General features: G+C 46.4%; 13 protein-coding genes. 6 read left to right on the top strand and 7 right to left on the bottom strand.

Annotated elements, in window-relative coordinates; translation table 11 throughout:
* Positions 1-100: 100 nt before the first annotated feature.
* Positions 101-1,333 carry a multidrug effflux MFS transporter gene (locus NFI80_RS09245; RefSeq protein ID WP_235163248.1) on the top strand — a complete coding sequence of 411 codons (1,233 nt, stop codon included), beginning with the start codon at positions 101-103 and terminating at the stop codon, positions 1,331-1,333.
* Here the strand turns inward: NFI80_RS09245 and rbsK are convergent.
* Both rbsK and NFI80_RS09235 read right to left on the bottom strand, forming a co-directional pair.
* The gene (gene rbsK / locus NFI80_RS09240) at positions 1,330-2,226 is read right to left on the bottom strand and encodes a ribokinase (RefSeq protein ID WP_235163252.1); all 897 of its coding nucleotides are present in this window, start codon (positions 2,224-2,226) and stop codon (positions 1,330-1,332) included. The genes NFI80_RS09245 and rbsK overlap by 4 nt on opposite strands.
* Positions 2,227-2,229: 3 nt before the next feature.
* The gene (locus tag NFI80_RS09235; protein WP_235161792.1) at positions 2,230-2,829 is read right to left on the bottom strand and encodes a class I SAM-dependent methyltransferase; all 600 of its coding nucleotides are present in this window, start codon (positions 2,827-2,829) and stop codon (positions 2,230-2,232) included.
* Between the two features lie 275 nt (positions 2,830-3,104).
* On the opposite strand from NFI80_RS09235, the gene NFI80_RS09230 reads away from it, so the two are divergent.
* Genes NFI80_RS09230 through NFI80_RS09220 form a run of 3 tightly spaced genes read left to right on the top strand, consistent with a single transcriptional unit; the run spans position 3,105 to position 9,138 of the window.
* Positions 3,105-5,426, top strand: a complete 2,322-nt coding sequence (locus NFI80_RS09230) for a PSD1 and planctomycete cytochrome C domain-containing protein (RefSeq protein WP_235163255.1) — start codon at positions 3,105-3,107, stop codon at positions 5,424-5,426.
* Between the two features lie 40 nt (positions 5,427-5,466).
* Complete coding sequence (locus tag NFI80_RS09225; RefSeq protein WP_233796264.1) at positions 5,467-6,921, top strand: DUF1501 domain-containing protein; 1,455 nt, start codon at positions 5,467-5,469, stop codon at positions 6,919-6,921.
* A 45-nt stretch (positions 6,922-6,966) separates the two neighbouring features.
* Complete coding sequence (locus NFI80_RS09220) at positions 6,967-9,138, top strand: c-type cytochrome domain-containing protein (protein ID WP_235163256.1); 2,172 nt, start codon at positions 6,967-6,969, stop codon at positions 9,136-9,138.
* Between the two features lie 7 nt (positions 9,139-9,145).
* Here NFI80_RS09220 and NFI80_RS09215 read toward each other — a convergent pair whose 3' ends face one another.
* Together NFI80_RS09215 and NFI80_RS09210 are read right to left on the bottom strand one after the other, a co-directional pair.
* Positions 9,146-10,324 carry an AGE family epimerase/isomerase gene (locus NFI80_RS09215; RefSeq protein ID WP_235163265.1) on the bottom strand — a complete coding sequence of 393 codons (1,179 nt, stop codon included), beginning with the start codon at positions 10,322-10,324 and terminating at the stop codon, positions 9,146-9,148.
* A 115-nt stretch (positions 10,325-10,439) separates the two neighbouring features.
* Complete coding sequence (locus NFI80_RS09210; protein WP_235161796.1) at positions 10,440-10,769, bottom strand: hypothetical protein; 330 nt, start codon at positions 10,767-10,769, stop codon at positions 10,440-10,442.
* A 218-nt stretch (positions 10,770-10,987) separates the two neighbouring features.
* On the opposite strand from NFI80_RS09210, the gene NFI80_RS09205 reads away from it, so the two are divergent.
* Positions 10,988-12,271: a PQQ-dependent sugar dehydrogenase gene (locus NFI80_RS09205; protein ID WP_235163268.1), complete on the top strand. Its 1,284-nt coding sequence runs from the start codon at positions 10,988-10,990 to the stop codon at positions 12,269-12,271.
* A 1-nt stretch (position 12,272) separates the two neighbouring features.
* Here the strand turns inward: NFI80_RS09205 and NFI80_RS09200 are convergent, their stop codons facing one another.
* Together NFI80_RS09200 and NFI80_RS09195 are read right to left on the bottom strand one after the other, a co-directional pair.
* Positions 12,273-13,037 carry an SDR family NAD(P)-dependent oxidoreductase gene (locus tag NFI80_RS09200; protein WP_235163271.1) on the bottom strand — a complete coding sequence of 255 codons (765 nt, stop codon included), beginning with the start codon at positions 13,035-13,037 and terminating at the stop codon, positions 12,273-12,275.
* 144 nt (positions 13,038-13,181) lie between these two features.
* Positions 13,182-13,967 (bottom strand): 3-keto-disaccharide hydrolase, encoded by a 786-nt coding sequence (locus NFI80_RS09195; protein WP_026630137.1) that lies wholly within the window; start codon positions 13,965-13,967, stop codon positions 13,182-13,184.
* A gap of 276 nt (positions 13,968-14,243) precedes the next feature.
* On the opposite strand from NFI80_RS09195, the gene NFI80_RS09190 reads away from it, so the two are divergent.
* Positions 14,244-14,753, top strand: a complete 510-nt coding sequence (locus tag NFI80_RS09190; RefSeq protein ID WP_235161799.1) for a hypothetical protein — start codon at positions 14,244-14,246, stop codon at positions 14,751-14,753.
* Positions 14,754-14,804: 51 nt separating this feature from the next.
* On the opposite strand, the gene NFI80_RS09185 is transcribed toward NFI80_RS09190, so the two are convergent.
* On the bottom strand, positions 14,805-17,180 hold the full coding sequence (locus tag NFI80_RS09185; protein ID WP_235163273.1) for a S9 family peptidase: 2,376 nt from the start codon (positions 17,178-17,180) through the stop codon (positions 14,805-14,807).
* Between the last annotated feature and the right edge of the window lie 20 nt (positions 17,181-17,200).

Raw genomic sequence — 17,200 nt, 5'->3', positions numbered from 1 at the left:
TTTTAGATATTCATCAATGGTGAAAATATTGTACTTATTGATAAACAGGAACTTAATTGCCTGAAACACCCGTTCATAATTAGTAAGTTTTTAGAAATTCATGAGTCGCAAGCAGTATTTTTTCATCATTCTCATCCTTGGCTTCCTGGCCACAGTCAGCCCTTTTTCCATTGATATGTATCTTCCTGGTTTTCCGCGGATTGCGTCGGATCTGGGGACTACAATCGATCAGGTGCAGTTGTCCCTGACGAGCTATCTTATCGGGATCTGTCTTGGGCAGATATTGTATGGTCCGCTCTTGGATCGTTTTGGTAGGAAAAAACCACTGTATGCTGGGTTAGCCTTGTACGTGGTGGCATCTTTCGGTTGTGCGCTTACATCTTCTGTGGATTCACTGATTGTAATGCGTTTCTTTCAGGCCATGGGCGGATGTGTGGGTCTGGTAGCTTCGCAAGCGCTTGTGAGTGACCTTTTTCCATCTGAAAAACGTGCCGAAGTTTTCTCCCTGATTACCCTCGTTATTGCCGTTTCACCCATGATCGCCCCTACGATTGGCGGTTATGTGACTGCTTCCATCGCATGGCAGTGGATATTCATCATTCTGGCCGGAATTGTTTCCATGATTATTGGCGCCATTTATTTCTTTCTTCCAACAGGCAGAGCTGCTGATACTTCGGTTTCATTGCGTCCGAAGGCGGTTATGAATGGTTTCGTGACGGTTATCAGACAGCCTCAGTTCCTGATCTACACATTGGCAGGCGGCCTGGCAACAGCGGCTCCATTTGCTTATATCGCCGGTTCGTCAGATGTTTTCATGAACATTTACAAAGTTTCCGAGCAGCAGTACGGTTGGATTTTTGCGTTTCTTGCCGTTGCCATGATCGGTTCCACGCAATTGAACCACATTTTGCTTAAAAAATTCAAGAGCGAGCAAATCATAAAAGTCACTTTGTTTTACCAGAGCATTGTGGGCATTTTGCTTATAGCAGGCGTTTATAACAACTGGTTTGGTCTGTATTCACTGATTGGGATGATGTTTGTTTTCCTCACCGGACAAGGCCTGACGGGCCCGAACAGTTCCGCATTGTCACTTGCGCCATTCCGCAAACATACGGGCAGCGCTTCGGCGTTGATGGGGAGCTGGAGAATGGGTGCCGGGGCAATAATTTCTGCTATTGTGAGTATTCTGCACAACAATACAGCCTTGCCGATGGTCGGTATGATGGCGGCCTGTTCTTTGGGTGGGCTGGTTATTTTACATGCTGGTAATGCAGTTGTAAAACATCAGGTAAGCAGAAAAGAAGTGGAAGACGAAGTTTCGGTTTTGCTTTAATCGAGCTCACTGCTATACGGCGCAGAATTTTGCGCACCCGCACGGGTTACGGATATGGCAGCCGCGTTGCAGGCAAAATGGCAAGCATCCGGCCAGTCTTTGCCGGAAGAAAGGGCGGTGAGTATCGCTCCGTTAAATACATCCCCCGCAGCTGTCGAGTCCAGCGCTTTCACTTTTTTAGAAGGGATAATTTCAGTAAATTGTTGATTGGATAAATAAACTCCTGCACTGCCCAGCGTAATGATAACATGCTCAATGCCAGCTCGGTGAAAGAAGTTGGCAGCTTGGTGCATCGAGGATTCATTATCTGGATAAATGCCGGTCAGGATCCCGGTTTCTGTTTCATTGGGCGTGATCAGAAAAATGCCTTCGAGCAGTTGCTTGCTTAACGCCACCGCAGGAGCGGGGTTGAGGATAACTTTAATGTTGGAACGCAGACATTTATCAATAATGTATGCAACGGTTTCTAAAGGAATTTCAAGCTGGATCAGCACAAAAGCGACATCATTGAAAATCTCATCAGGAAGGTCTGCGGGGCGCAGATCCATATTTGCGCCGGATGCCACGACAATCTCGTTTTCACCATTTGCATTGACGGTAATAAGCGCGACGCCGGAAGCATAATCAGCGGTTTCGAGCAGATATTGGATGTCAAGGCCTTCTTTCAGAAAACCTTTTTTTGCCTCCTCCCCAAAAATATCCCGACCGATTTTAGCCACAAAGCGAACGTCAGCACCCAGCCGCGCAGCTGCAACAGCCTGATTAGCGCCCTTTCCCCCTGCATTCATCATAAATGTTCCACCGAGAACGGTCTCACCGGGTTTTGGAAATTCAGCCGTTCGCACAACCATGTCCGTATTGGAGCTTCCGATCACGAGCACCTTATTTCCCATTCCTCAACGTTTTCTGGCAACTAAAATCCCTAATCCGTAATGCTGCGGATAGTTATAGAGTTTGTGACCCGTTTTTTTGGCCAGATCCTTCACAGCCCTCCGCACCTCGGGGAAACTTTCTGTGTCGTGAAAAATCGTGCAATCGCTATGTTGTGCCGCCCAGAGGCCACATTCAAATGTTTCAGCGTAATTATGGACAATGTCCACGTGCGCCAGATTATAATGTTGATTATCAGTAGCAATCCAATCTTTGTAGTCTGATTTTACCAGCTGAATGTTCGCATAGCCAGCAAGCCGCTTACTCGTTTCTTCAAAATGCTCATTTTTATTGACAGTATGAACATCACCCTCGAAGGTGTCCACGCCGGTGACACTCTCGAAATAATTGGAAAAAACCACCGTGGAATAACCAAACTCCACACCAAATTCAATGCAGCGGTCCCGCTTTAAGTCAAATTGATCAATGATGTCCTCCACGATCATTTCCAGACCTTTCCAAGCCGAAACAATTTCCAGCATTTTTTCAGGCTTGCGAAAATTCTTCGGCTTATATGGTTTGATATCCGCAATAAAATTCTCACGAATGTAAGTTCTTAATCCCATGGCATGTCGCATATAGTTATTACAAACCTAGAATAAAAAATTCAGACACGGACAACTGATTTTATCAAAACATGGAGCAAAACGATGGAAAAGCTTTCCGGATCGAGCACGTTGCAAACTTCTCAGCCGAACCAAACGCATATCCGTGGCAAAACAGTACAGAGCAGGATAGTTAAGACATTTGAATTGGCATTATTGTATCAATAAATGTGTATTTTTTTAGTTAATTGATTATATTAAATAAAAATTGCGCGTTTTTTCCTGAACCCACAGTTATGATTTTTATAGGAAGATTGATTTTGACCATCCTGCTGGCTGGATCGGCGCTCTGTTTCCAGTCCTGCAACAAATCGTCGGATAACCAGGCTGTTGAAGAAGATATTCCAAAGGAAGTCAGCTATAACTTTGACATCCGGCCTATCCTGTCTGACAAATGCCTCGCCTGCCATGGTCCCGATGCCAACAAGCGCGAGGCGGGATTACGGCTTGATGTGGCCGAAGATGCGTTTAAAGCTTTGCAGGAAAATCCAAAAGCGCACGCATTGGTCGCTGGTAAGCCCGAACTTTCACAGGTATATCTGCGCATTACCACCGCCGACACAGCACTTCGCATGCCTCCCACAGGCTCCAATCTCAAATTAACACAACGCGAAGTTGATCTCATCGAAAAATGGATTAAACAAGGGGCGAAGTATGAAAAGCACTGGGCATTTGTGGCGCCGAAAAAACCTGCATTACCGGAAGTAGACGATAAGGATTGGCCTAAAAATGAGATTGATTATTTCATTTTACAAAAACAGGAACAAAAGGGTGTTAAACCCAATGAAGAAGCCGATAAGGAGCGACTGCTTAAACGCCTTAGCCTGGACATTACCGGATTGCCGCCGACATTGAAAATGATGGACGAGTTCATGGCCGATAATAGCGCAAACGCCTATGAAAAAATGGTCGACCAACTCCTGAAAAACCCTGCCTATGGCGAGAAAATGGCCATTCACTGGCTGGACCTGGCGCGTTTCGCGGACTCGCACGGTTACCAGGATGACGGTTACCGCACACAGTGGCCATGGCGCGACTGGGTGATCCATGCATTTAATAAAAACATGCATTACAATGACTTCGTAACGTGGCAGTTAGCAGGCGATTTGTTGCCGAACAGTTCAAAGGAACAATTACTGGCGACAGGTTTTAACCGAAACCATAAAATCACCGAAGAAGGCGGCGTGATCCCCGAAGAATATCGCATTATGTATGTGACAGACCGTAATGATCTGTTTGGTAAGGGGTTGCTCGGCATTACGCTGGAATGTGCACATTGCCATGACCATAAATACGATCCTTTTTCACAAAAAGAATATTACCAGATGTTCGCTTTCTTCAATAATGTGAAAGAAGTGGGCATAGAATCTGTGATCGGCGGACCTGAAACTTATGCGAAAAAGCCGTTGATGGAGATCAGTAATGATGACGTGAAGAACATTCTGACATTCATCAACAAACCGGACACGAACCGTCTGATCGTGTCGGTAATGGGCGATCTGGACACATTGCGGAAGACGCATATTTTGGAACGTGGTGTTTACGATGCGCCGGGCGATGAAGTGCAGCCTGCGACGCCCACTTCAATTTTACCATTCGATAAGAGTTATCCCAAAAATAGGTTAGGGCTCTCAAAATGGCTTTTTGATAAAAGAAATCCCTTGACTTCGCGGGTTTATGTGAATATTCTCTGGCAGGAATTCTTTGGAAAAGGCATTGTCAAAACGTCCGGGGATTTCGGCATGCAAGGCGAGCTTCCGTCCCATCCTGCATTGCTGGACTGGCTCGCGACCGATTTTATGGACCACGGGTGGGATATTAAACGGCTTGTAAAACAAATGGTTACGTCTGCCACTTACAAGCAATCCGCTGTTGTGACGAAAGAAAAGCTAGCCACTGACCCGGACAACATTCTCCTCGCCCGCGGGCCGCGTTACCGCATACATGCAGAATTTATCAAAGATCTCGTGCTTGCCAGCAGCGGCCTGCTCAACAAAACCATTGGCGGACCCAGCGTGAAACCCTATCAGCCCGCCGGACTCTGGGAAGGCGCTACGTCGGGACGCGGGTTGCTATCCGTTTATAATCAGGATCATGGCGGTGCATTGTATCGCCGCGGGATGTATACATTAATCAAAAGGACGGTTCCGCCGCCAACCATGAGCATTTTCGATGCGAGTAACCGCGACTTGTGCGAAGTAAAAAGGTTAAAAACAAACACACCATTGCAGGCGCTAGTAATGATGAACGATCCGGCTGTGCTGGAAGCTTCTCGTGTGCTGGCGGCCAAACTGTTGCAGGAAAAAAGTGAGGCAAAAGAGAAGATCACAAAAGCATTCCGGCTGATCGTTTGCCGCAAGCCGAGTGATAAGGAACTGGACGTGCTGAGCGCGTATTACGACAAGCAGTTGCAATCCATAAAGCCTGAAAAGGCGGAGAAAATGGTGATGGTAGGAGAGTATCCGCTTACCAAAAAGGTGGATAAAAAGGCACAGGCAGCATTAATGCGCGTCATTTCAACCATTTATAATCTGGAAGAAACCATAACAAAATCTTGAAGCCGACAGCAAAAAACTGAAAGCCAAAGTTTGAAATAATATGGAAAAGGAAATATTAGAGCACGGGTTCAACTTCAACAGGAGACGTTTTTTGTCTTCCATGAGCCTCGGAATTGGCGGTGTGGCATTAGGCTCTTTGCTTATGCCCGATCTGTTGAAAGGCGGAGGATTTGAGGAAGACGGTTTAGCGCCCGGCATTCCGCATTTTGCACCGAAAGCCAAAAGGGTTATTTATATGTTCCAGAACGGCGCTCCTTCGCAGCAGGAACTGTTTGATTATAAGCCGAAATTGCGCGAAATGCTCGGAAAGGAAATTCCGCCATCGGTTCGCGGGACGCAGCGGTTGACCGGCATGACAGCTAACCAGGCGTCGTTTCCGCTGGTCGGATCATTTGTAGATTTTAAACAATATGGCGATTCGCGTGCCTGGGTGAGTGATCTGATGCCTTATACGGCCAAGATTGTGAATGATCTCTGTTTTGTGAAATCCATGTACACGGAGGCGATTAACCATGACCCTGCTTTAACTTTCCTGCAAACGGGCTCGCAGCAGGGAAACCGGCCAAGTATGGGTTCCTGGTTGAGCTACGGGCTTGGTAATGAGAACAAAAACCTGCCCAACTTCACGGTTCTGCTCTCACGTGGCGTTGGGAACGGACAAGGGGTTTATTCCAAATTATGGTCCAATGGCTTCCTGGATTCGGTGCATCAGGGCGTGCAGTTCAGTAAGGGCGAGGACCCGGTTCTGTATCTCCGCGACCCGGAAGGAATGGACCGTCACGATCGCCGGGATATGCTCGACAATCTTTCGCAACTGAACGAGCTTTCATACCAGGAATTTGGCGATCCCGAAATTACAGCCAAAATCAAGCAGTATGAAATGGCTTACCGCATGCAGACTGCCGTGCCGGAGGTGATGGATTTGTCCAAGGAATCGGACGACATTATCAAATTATACGGACCCGAATGTCTGGTCCCCGGCACTTATGCGGCGAACTGTCTGCTGGCGAGGAAACTATCCGAAAATGGCGTACGCTTTGTGCAGCTTTATCACCAGGGCTGGGACCAGCATGGTAATCTGCCTTTTGAGATTACCAAACAGGCCATGGATGTAGATCAGGCATCCGCAGCATTGGTTACTGACCTGAAACAGCGCGGGTTACTGGATGAAACGCTTGTGATCTGGGGCGGCGAATTTGGGCGGACCAGTTACACGCAGGGAAAGCTAACGGCTGATAATTACGGCCGGGACCACCATCCCAGATGCTTTACGATATGGATGGCTGGCGGTGGCATCAAACCAGGAATGGTGTACGGCGAAACGGATGAGCTGGGCTACAACATTGCCAAAGATCCCGTGCATGTGCATGATTTCCAGGCAACTATCCTGCATCAGCTGGGCCTGAACCACGAAAAACTGATCTTCAAACATTTGGGAAGAAGATACCGCCTCACGGATGTTTCCGGCAAAGTGGTGAAAGACATTATCAGCTAAAATATCTGGTAGTAAACGATTGATCAATTTATCGGCTAAATTTTAATGCATTTAAGATTCAGGGTTTTTGCAGAACAGTTATTAGTTGCCTCTAATATTGTCATCCTATTTTTACTGATCTTCGAAGACAAACTGGTCATCCCGGCGTGGTTGCAAACGGTCGGGCGCATGCATCCGCTGATCCTGCATTTCCCGATTGTGATCTTGCTCATTGCCATGTTACTGGAATTTTTCAGGTTCCGGCCTGAGTATGCGACCAATCTTTTTTACAAAAATTTCCTGCAAAATATGCTGCTGGTAGGCTCGCTTTTCGCTGCTGTTACGGTGGTGATGGGGCTTTTTTTGTCGCAGGAGGAAGGTTACTCCGGCGATATTCTTGATTACCACAAATGGACCGGCGCGGGCATTTTCTTTTTCGCATCACTCATTTATTTTGTACGGAACACAACCTGGTATAAGGCTCCTATTGCCAGGGCGGGCGCTTTTCTGACGGTCGCGGTATTGGTGATGACGGGACATTATGGTGCTGCATTAACGCATGGCAGCAACTTTATCTGGGAACCGATCGATAGTCAGAAAACCATCGCGGCGGTTCCTTTGGAGCAGGCCGTTGTATTTACCCACGTGATCCAGCCGATTTTAGAACAAAAATGCACCAGCTGCCATAATCCGGATAAGCTGAAAGGCCAGCTGAATATGACGGATGCTGCATCTTTGCTGAAAGGCGGCAAATCCGGAAAGTTGTTTGTGGCTGGAAATCCCGAGATGAGCTTGCTGATGAAACGCGTGCATTTGCCCCTGGATGATAAAAAACATATGCCTCCGACGGGCAAGGCGCAACTGACATTGCAGGAGATTTCTTTGCTTACACTTTGGGTTAAAAAGAATGCGGATTTTAAGAAAAAACTCACCGAATTGCCTGCAAACGATTCACTTAGGATATTTTCCACTGCCTACTTGAAGCCGGTTGAACAGGAGACAGACTACCAATTTGATGCTGCTGATGAAGAAACTATTGCGAAACTGAATACAGATTACCGCACGATTTTGCCGCTTGCCCGGGAATCCCCCGCACTCGCTGTGAACATTTACAACAGCGCAACATATGATGTGAAGCAACTGGATGAACTAAGCGAGATCAAACAGCAAGTTATATCATTGAATCTCAATAAAATGCCTGTAAAAGATGCGGATTTAAAAAGCATTACGCAATTTGAAAACCTGCGCCGGCTCGACCTGAACTTTACAGATGTTACGGCCGATGGTTTAAAGACATTATCATCATTGAAACAACTGGAAAACCTGACATTGTCCGGTACAAAAGTCGATTTCAATGATCTGAAAGCATTATTGCCGAATCTTAAACCACTGAAAACAGTTGCGGTCTGGGACACGAAGCTGACTGCTGCGGACGTGCAGAACCTACAAAAGGCGAATAAGAACATTGACATCATCGGCGGGTTCAAAGACGATGGCAAAAGTCCTTTGAAACTTAACCCGCCACAGGTAAAAAACAGCTCCACGATTTTTGCAAAATCGCTTGATTTAGAGCTCAGGCACACGATCAAGAATGTAGACATTCGTTACACGACCGATGGTTCGGAGCCGGACAGCGTCAAGTCGCCGTTGTTTGATAAAATGCTGGTTACCAAAAGCGGGACTATTAAAGCCAAAGCATATAAAGATGGCTGGTATGGAAGCGATCTGGCTGTTTTTGAGTTTTTCAAAAGTGCCTATAACCCAGACAGCGTCAACTTGTTAGCGCCGCTAAACCGCGTTCACCAGGCAGAGGGAGCGAAGACGTTTTTCGATCATAAACTGGGCGCTATCGGAGCAAACAATCCCGCCTGGGCCAACAACTGGGCCGGTGTGAAGGACAATGACATGGCATTTATTTCAGAATTCAAAAAACCGATCCTGTTATCGTCCCTCGGTGTGCATTATATGGTAGAAGAGGATACTGGCATTTTCCCTCCCGAATCGATTGAAATATGGGGTGGTGATAATGCACAAAATCTGAAATTGCTGACGAGGTTCAAGGCGAAAATGCCGAAAAAAGGCGATAGACCCAGTTTGCAAACCGTGGAAGGAACATTCAAGCCACAGAGTGTTTCTTACCTGAAAATCATCGCGAAACCATTAAACAAAATTCCGGACTGGCACAGAAGCAAAGGCAATAAAGCACTGCTGCTGGTGGATGAAATGTTCCTTAATTAGCTGCATTCTAGCTTTTAGAGACGCGTCTTAACATTTCCGCACATGCGCGCGCATTGTGATAAGGACATTTCCAGAAGTTGATCTTGTCGCCTTTCACGGGCGTGCCGTCGGCCTTGACGGTGCCGTGCCATTCACCTTTTTCGTGATCTACGAGCTTCCCTACGATGTAATCCCAGCTGCGTTCAGCCTTAACTTTATATTGTTCCTCTTTGGTCAGCTGGTAAGCATTGTAAAATCCAACCATTTGTTCCGCCAAAACCCACCAGGAACGGTCGGTTTGTAAATGTTTTGTTTCAGGATCAAATTCGTAATTCAGCGCGCCGTCCGCTGCCAGTCCCTTACTCGCGGAATCGGCCATCGCGATCGCCACTTTTTTGAGTTTGCCAATCAGGCGCTCATCGTGCAGGATTTCCGCAGTTTCAAATAAAAGCCAGGAAGCTTCAATGTCGTGCCCATAGGAAACAATGTGGTCTTTCGATTTCCATTTTTCGTCAAAAAACAGCTCCATACTGTTCGTTTTCGGGTTCACGATCCTGGTAATGATCGATTCCAGCATGTTAGCAGTTTGTTTTTTCAATTTCGGATCCGGCCATACGCTGTATAAATTGGCATATGCCTCCACCAGGTGCAAATGCGTGTTCATACTTTTGATCCAGGGACTTTTGCTCAGAATGTAATCGTCTGTGCCGGACCAGTCGCGGGCAAATGCTTCGCGGTAGCCGCCATTAACCGGGTCAAATGCGTGTTTTTCGATGACATTAAACAGTTCTTTGGCCTTATCCAATGCAGGCTGAAAATGTGTAACGCGGAAATATTCGCTGAGTCCGTACATGGCAAATGCATTGCCGTAGATCTGTTTTTTGGTTTCCAAAGGCGTTCCGTCCGCTTTCACAGACCAATAAACGCCACCATGCTCAGGATCAAAAAAATGCTTTACCAGTTGCTGGTAAGCGCGGTCGGCCAATGTCAGATATTTGGCTTCTTTGAACAGCCGGTGTGCGAGTGAATAAGTCCATAAAATACGTCCTGTCAATACAACCGAGCGATCAGCATCTTTAACAGGCTGATTTTCATAATTCACCCGACCATAAAATCCGCCGTTTTCTGGGTCAGGGCCGTGTTTTTCCCAATAAGTAAGGATGCTGATCAATTCTTTCTTGAAAGCTTCGGGAGTAAATTCGGCCATGTTCCAATTCGTTTTTAGCAAAAGTATACGGCCGACTAATCATACTTATGGCGAATCCGGACATAAAAAAACCGGGCAAGGGGGTTGTCCGGTTTTATGAATATGTTTGAAGAGACTAGTCGCCCTGGTTTTCTTCCAGGTTATCGTGATTGTCTCCGCCGAGGCTGTAATAATTGTTTTCTTCGTCTTCTCTGCCGATCATTTCGTCCTCGTCATCGTCCTCTGATCCCGGAACGTCCAGGTCGTCGCCGATCAGATCATCGTCGAAAGATTTTTCATTCCAGTCATCCGATTCCAGTTCGATTTCACTCTTTACTTTTGAAATGTCCTCAGGATCAATATCCGGATCAATCAGGCCCTGACGAAAAATGTCTTCCTCCGCGGGATAATTTCCTGGCAAATCGTCGTCAAACAATTCATCGTCATCATCGTCATATGGATTCATAGCTCAAAATTTATTGGTTTGCTGGTTGTAAGCGAGGTTTTTCTAGTTCTACGGTTCAAATATGTTAAAAAAAATCATTCCAATTTACATTTATATAAGGAAAATTGAGCGGGCACAACAAGTAATAAAGTTTCGGTGAAATGCTTTCTAATATAGACACCGAATTTGTCCGCACGGCGGTCAGCTTTTTATTTATTTAACTCATTATTACTCATTGCATGAGCAAAAAATTATCAAAAATCACAGGGGCATTTCTGGCATTAGCAGGCGCCACCGGCTTGTTTGCTTACACAAATGTTCCGGCTAATCCTCCTACATCCGGTAACAAAAAATTCCCGATTGAAGCAGCTAAGCTTAAACTGCCCGCCGGCTTTTCAGCAAAAATCCTGGCAACAGACCTCGGCGCTACCCGGCACATGGTGATCGGGAAAAATGGTGATATGTATGTGAAGCTTTCCAAGCTGAAAGACGGAAAAGGGATTTACCACATCAAAGATACAAACGGCGATGGTGAAATTGAGAGCAAAACGCTTTTCGGGGATTACCAGGGAACGGGCATTGCAATCAAAAACGGTTATTTATACAGCTCTTCCAACAAAGGCGTTTTTCGTTATAAACTGAATGATAAGGAAGAAGTCGTCGATTTTGAAAAACCGGAAAAGATCATTGAGGGACTGACCGATCATGGCCGCGACAATGCCAAGCCGATCACGCTGGATAATGCGGGTAACATTTATGTTACAGTGGGTTCATACAGTGACAATTGCCGTGAAGCCGGGTCGGGCAAGGGAATGTCGCCCTGCACGATCCTGGATTCTGCGGGCGGAGTCTGGAAATTCAAGGCGGATAAAGCCGGACAGACTTTTTCGGACGGCGTACGTTTCGCGACGGGTGTGAAGAATGCAGTTGGAATTGACTGGGATCAAAAAACAAATGCATTGTACGCAACCGTGCACGGGCGTGGAAAGTTTGACGATTTTTACCCTCAATACTACACTCCAAAACAAAGTGCTGAACTTCCTGCTGAAACGCTTTACAGATTAAAAGAAGGCGACGATGCGGGCTGGCCCTACATTTACTACGACCATTTCCAGAACAAAAAGATCCTTGCACCGGAGTACGGCGGTGATGGCAAGAAAACGGCGGGTGAAAAAGCGATCAATCCTCTGGTTGCATTTCCGGCGCATCTCGGTCCTAATGCGATCATGTTTTACACTGGTAACCAGTTTCCGGCGAGATATAAAAATGGCGCATTCATTGCATTTCACAGCCAGTCTGCTGAACTGAAAAAAGGCTATCTGGTTGCATTTGTGCCATTTGTGAATGGTAAGCCTGGCAAATGGGAAATTTTTGCGGATAATTTTGCCGGAACGGACCTGGCTAAACCAACCGGCCCGATCCAGCATCGCCCATGCGGTCTCGCACAAGGACCGGACGGCGCACTTTACGTGACCGACGACCTGAACGGCACTATTTTTAAAATTGATTACAAGAAAAAATAAGTCAGAGGCTTAATCCGCCATCAACATTAATATTCTGGCCCGTGATGAAGCGCCCGGCTTCGGAACACAATAAAACGGCCATGGCAGCACAATCCTTCGGGTCACCAATCTGGCCCGAAGGCGTTTCCAAGCGCTTGTTAATCCTTTCTTCCACCTCCGGAACATCCTGTTCGAGTCGTGGCGTTCCGATGACGCCGGGAGCCAGATTATTAACGGTCACGCCTTTGTCTGCGAACTGCATGGCCAGATTTTGCACCATATTAAGAACAGCCGATTTTGTAGCAGCATAAACGAGCATGGAAGGATGCGGCCTGGTTTGCTGTACGCTGCCTAATGTCACAATGCGTCCCCAGCCATTCTGGATCATCAGCGGAGCGAATTGCTGGATAAGCAAGAGCGTAGACCGGAAGTTGGCATTAATCTGTGTGTCAAAGTCCTCGAAACGAATTTCTTCCCAGTTCTTCGGAATCTGGACAGAAGCATTCAGTACGAGAATGTCCACATGCTGTCCGTTTTGTTTAGCATGATCAAAAATTTCAGAAGCAACATTGGCCTTCGCAAGGTCCGACTGGACAACGGAACATTTGACCCCCAATTCCCTGATTCTTTCTGCCACTTTTTCGGCCTCATCTTCGTCGCTCCTGCAATGCAGAATGACATTTGCGCCATATTCGGCCAGGGCCAGTGCAATGCCTTCGCCGATTCCCTGGCTCGAACCGGTTACCAGCGCAGTTTTTCCTTTTAAATTGAAGTTTTCAGCGATCATAACGTTCGTGTATTAAGACGTTCGTGTTTAAAAACTCCCGAAAACAATATTTTCATGCCAATGTTGCTGGTCAATGCCCTGCAAATTGCCCAAAAAAAATGCCTGCCCGAAAAATCAGGCAGGCTCTAACAACGGTTATTTTCTTTAAAAATCAGTATTTGGTTTATCCAGGGATTCCTCTTTTATCCAGATATTCCGGTAGTAAACATCATGGCCTTCGGATTGCAGTTTCAACCCACCCGGTGTGTCTGTAATGCCTTTTCCTCCATCATTTCCACCATCGATTCCGGAATTAGGACCACCCCAAACCTGGCTGATCTGCTGATTGGTATGAACCTTTTTACCATTGAAATACAATGTTACCATAGGCTTTTCAACCAGCTTGCCTTCCTTAAAACGAGCCGCCCGGAACAGAATGTCATAGGAATTCCACTTGCCTATGCCATTATAAGCGGCATAAGGTGACCTGGACTCGTTGATCACCGCAGCCATTCCGTGAGAAGTGGTATCCCCGTCCAAAACCTGGATTTCGTAACGGTTTTGTAAATAAACGCCGCTATTGCCGCCTTCTTTGGTAATAAGGAATTCGACGTGAGCGCGGAAATCCTTAAACTGCTTTTTGGTAACAATGTCCGCGGAGCCGTACTTTCCGCCAGCAGATGCTGGATCGTTGCAGTTGATAACCGTTCCTTTGTCCACCGGATCGTTTACTACGGTCCATTTGATAGGAGGCTTGGCCGAAAAGCGCGGACCTTCCCAGTAAATCCACTTCTCATCCAGCATTTTGCGGCTGCCGTCCATGAAAACCTCCGCACCTTTCGGCGCCTTCGTCCCAACGCCCACCTGTGCATGAGACACCGCCACAAATGCAAAGGCAAGTATGCCCTGGACCGTAACAGCCATTTTTATTCTGGAAAAAATCTGCTTCATATAGAAGATGTTAGTGATTGAAATCGGTTCGTGCCAGTTTTAGTCTGGCATTGTTGATAAGGCTTACTGAATTTGTAAATACTCTTTTTGCGATGTCTTTTGTTACGATGTAGAACAAAAGCCACATGTAACCTGACGTATAATAACGTAAAAATCAGTCGGTTCCACACTCACAGCTCTTTCAGGAATATAATCACGCATTTCGCTGATGGAACGGTTCTTTACTCTGAGCGCATAAATTATTTAAGTAGATGTTGAACTATTACGAGGAGAGAGATGATGAACAGCACACATACCAAAAGAAGCGTCAATACCGTAACGAGTGTATTTGCGACCAGAACAGATGCGGAAAACGCATATAAGGCATTGTTAAAACTTGGCTATGAAGCGGAGGAAATTACGCTGATCATGTCAGAAGAAACGAGCGAAAGACTTTATCATTATCATGATAAAGACTATGACGATAAAAGAGAATCGGGTTTAGGAAAAGGTAAAAAGCTACAGGTAACCAGGATCTCGGATGCATTGGATGTGTTAGGTAGGTTTGTGGCGATTCCGGGACTGGCACTTGTAGTGGCAGGGAAATTGGACGAAAGAGGTCAGCGAGCTATTGCAAGCACTGTTTTGTCGGACGAATATGCGACCTATTTCCAGAAACGCATTCAGGAAGGCGAAATCCTGATCGATTTTGGCTTACATAATATTAAGGAACGCAACCTGATTATGAACCTTTGGGAAAATTACGGCGGTTATTCGCTGGTCCGCAGGGTCAACAACGCAGCATAAGGGTGTTTTCAAAGTGAAAAGCCGTGCAGGATTTCCTGCACGGCTTTTCACTTATAGTTTCTCCTCAAAAAGCTTTAAGATCCGCTTATATTCATCCGTCCAGGACGACGCTTCCACAAAAGCGTGGTCTTCCATGGGGTAGGAGGCTAGTTCCCAATTGTTTTTACCCAGTTCGATAAGCCGTTGCGAAAGTCTGACAACATCCTGATAATGAACATTTACATCCACCATTCCGTGGCACATGAGCAAGTGGTTTTTAAGACCGGCTGCGTGGTATATCGGTGAGCTTTTTCGGTAAGCGAGGCTGTCGGATTGTGGTTCGTTGAGAATGTTGGCTGTGTAGGGATGATTGTATGCAGCCCAGTCCGTAACCGGGCGCAGTGCTGCACCGGCAGCGAAAATATCGGGCGTTGTAAAAAGGCCCATTAATGTTATAAAACCGCCGTAGGAACCGCCATAGATTCCTATTTTCTTTGGATTGATACCATAATTTTTAACCAGCCATTTAGCACCATCCGTGTTGTCTGTGAGATCTTTACCTCCCATAAAGCGGTAAATGCCAGTGCGCCAGTCGCGACCGTAGCCCGAGCTTGCCCGGTAATCGAGGTCAAGCACGGTATAACCCTTATCCACCAGCATGTTATTGAACATATATTCCCTGAAATACTGGCTCCACCATTTGTGCGCGTTTTGCAAATAACCGGCTCCATGTACAAAAATGACCGCTTTGCCATTTGATTTTTTAGGTTCGTAAACCCTTGCATAAATGTCCTGTCCGTCAGTTGCCTTAATAGTGACCACTTTTGCTTTTCGCCATGGGTAAGACAAAAATTCGGGAGATGTGGATCTGGTAACCTGCTCTGAGTTAATGCTTTTCGTATGTGCGTCTGGATTATCCATTACAAACAGCTCCCAGGGAACATTGCTTTGCGAAGAGCGAACAGCGAGTTTGGTCTCGTCCGGCGATAACGTTACTTCGTGCGCGCCGGTCTGCTGCGTAATGCGGGTGCGCGGTCCGCCCGTTGCAGACATTTTATAAAAGTGCTGCTCTCCCGGATGTACTTCGTTGGTTATAAGGTAAAACGATTTTTTGTTTTTTGATAAAACGACATTTTGTACTTCAAATGTCCCATTGGTAAGCGCCGTTTTCTTGCCGCTGACAACATCCAGACTGTAAAGATGCGAGTAACCCGTTTCCTCACTCTGGAAATAAATGTTGTTATCATCAATAAAGCCAATTTCTCCCGAACTCATCGGATAACCGCCAATGCCCGGCCCGCCGATCCAGGCCTCATCCCGCTGGCGATCCAGCAATTTCAATGTTGCAGTCTCGGGATCAAGCGCCATGATCCAGCGGTCCTTGCCGTCCAGCGAGCGGACAACCACCACTGCATTTTTGCTGTTATCCGACCAGAAAGGCCCGTTAATGATCACGTCCCGCTCTTTATCTTTTTTCCAGGCGGAATCCAGTTTGGGATAATCTTTCAGATAATCAGGCTTGTCACCGATGCCCGGAATGTTCTTTACTGCAACTTTTAATGTTGTATCTTTTTTAATATTATAAACCCAGAATTCGGATTGCGAAGCTGGCGCCCCGACTTTGGTCCTGGCATCGATATCTTCTGTAAAACCGGATTCAGTGACGTAATTGGGGACAATGGTCGACTTTGCGGATTTGTTCGGTTGCGTCAACCGGTAAGTAATGAACTGCCCGTCCGGACTAATTTGCTGGCTGGAAACGTTCTTTTCGCCCAGGTAAATTTCTTTCGGATAAGCTGCCTTTTCGGCATCGGTTATTTTTTTGCCCGCATCTTTCTTCTCTTTTCTTTCCTTCAAAACCTCGAACATTGCGAGCTGATCGTCTTTCAAAAATTTTTTGTGGCCTTCTGGTTTGCTATCGGCTTTCTTTGTGCCGCTCTTAAAATCAGTAAGTTGGCTCAGAAGCCCGTTGTCGGGTGCAATGCTGAACAGGTTCATTCCACGTATAAAAACCACGCGCTGGTCATCGCCACTGAAAGCTGGATTACTTTCCCGCTCGACAGTGTTGGTTAGCTGTCTGATTTTGTAATCAGTAGTTGAGATCAGATAAATGTCCCCATTCTTTTCGTAGAGCCGCTGCGTTTTTTGCTTGTTAAAAACATCACTTTTACCGGGCAATGTTTTGCGAATGGCTGGGGCTATCTTGCTGATTTTCTTGGAGGTCAGATCAAATCCATACAGCGAGTCAGCCGCATTCTTATCCGGATTCCAATTGAAATAAATCGTCTTGCTATCCTCAGACCAGCTAATGTCACTCGGCGAAGTTCCAATCCACGTCTTAGGATCCCGCATAATCTTCTCAACCGTAAGCGGCCCGAGGGTTTGGGCTTTTGATATACTGGAAAACAGAAGTACGGCAACGGCGGCGTAACGTAAAATTTGACGCATGAAAGAGGCTTACGGTGTTG

Source organism: Dyadobacter chenhuakuii (assembly GCF_023821985.2).
In the GTDB taxonomy this organism is placed as follows: Bacteria; Bacteroidota; Bacteroidia; order Cytophagales; family Spirosomataceae; genus Dyadobacter; species Dyadobacter chenhuakuii.
The sequence above is the reverse complement of the archived record's forward strand: the minus strand, read 5'-3'. Positions and strand labels throughout refer to the sequence as shown.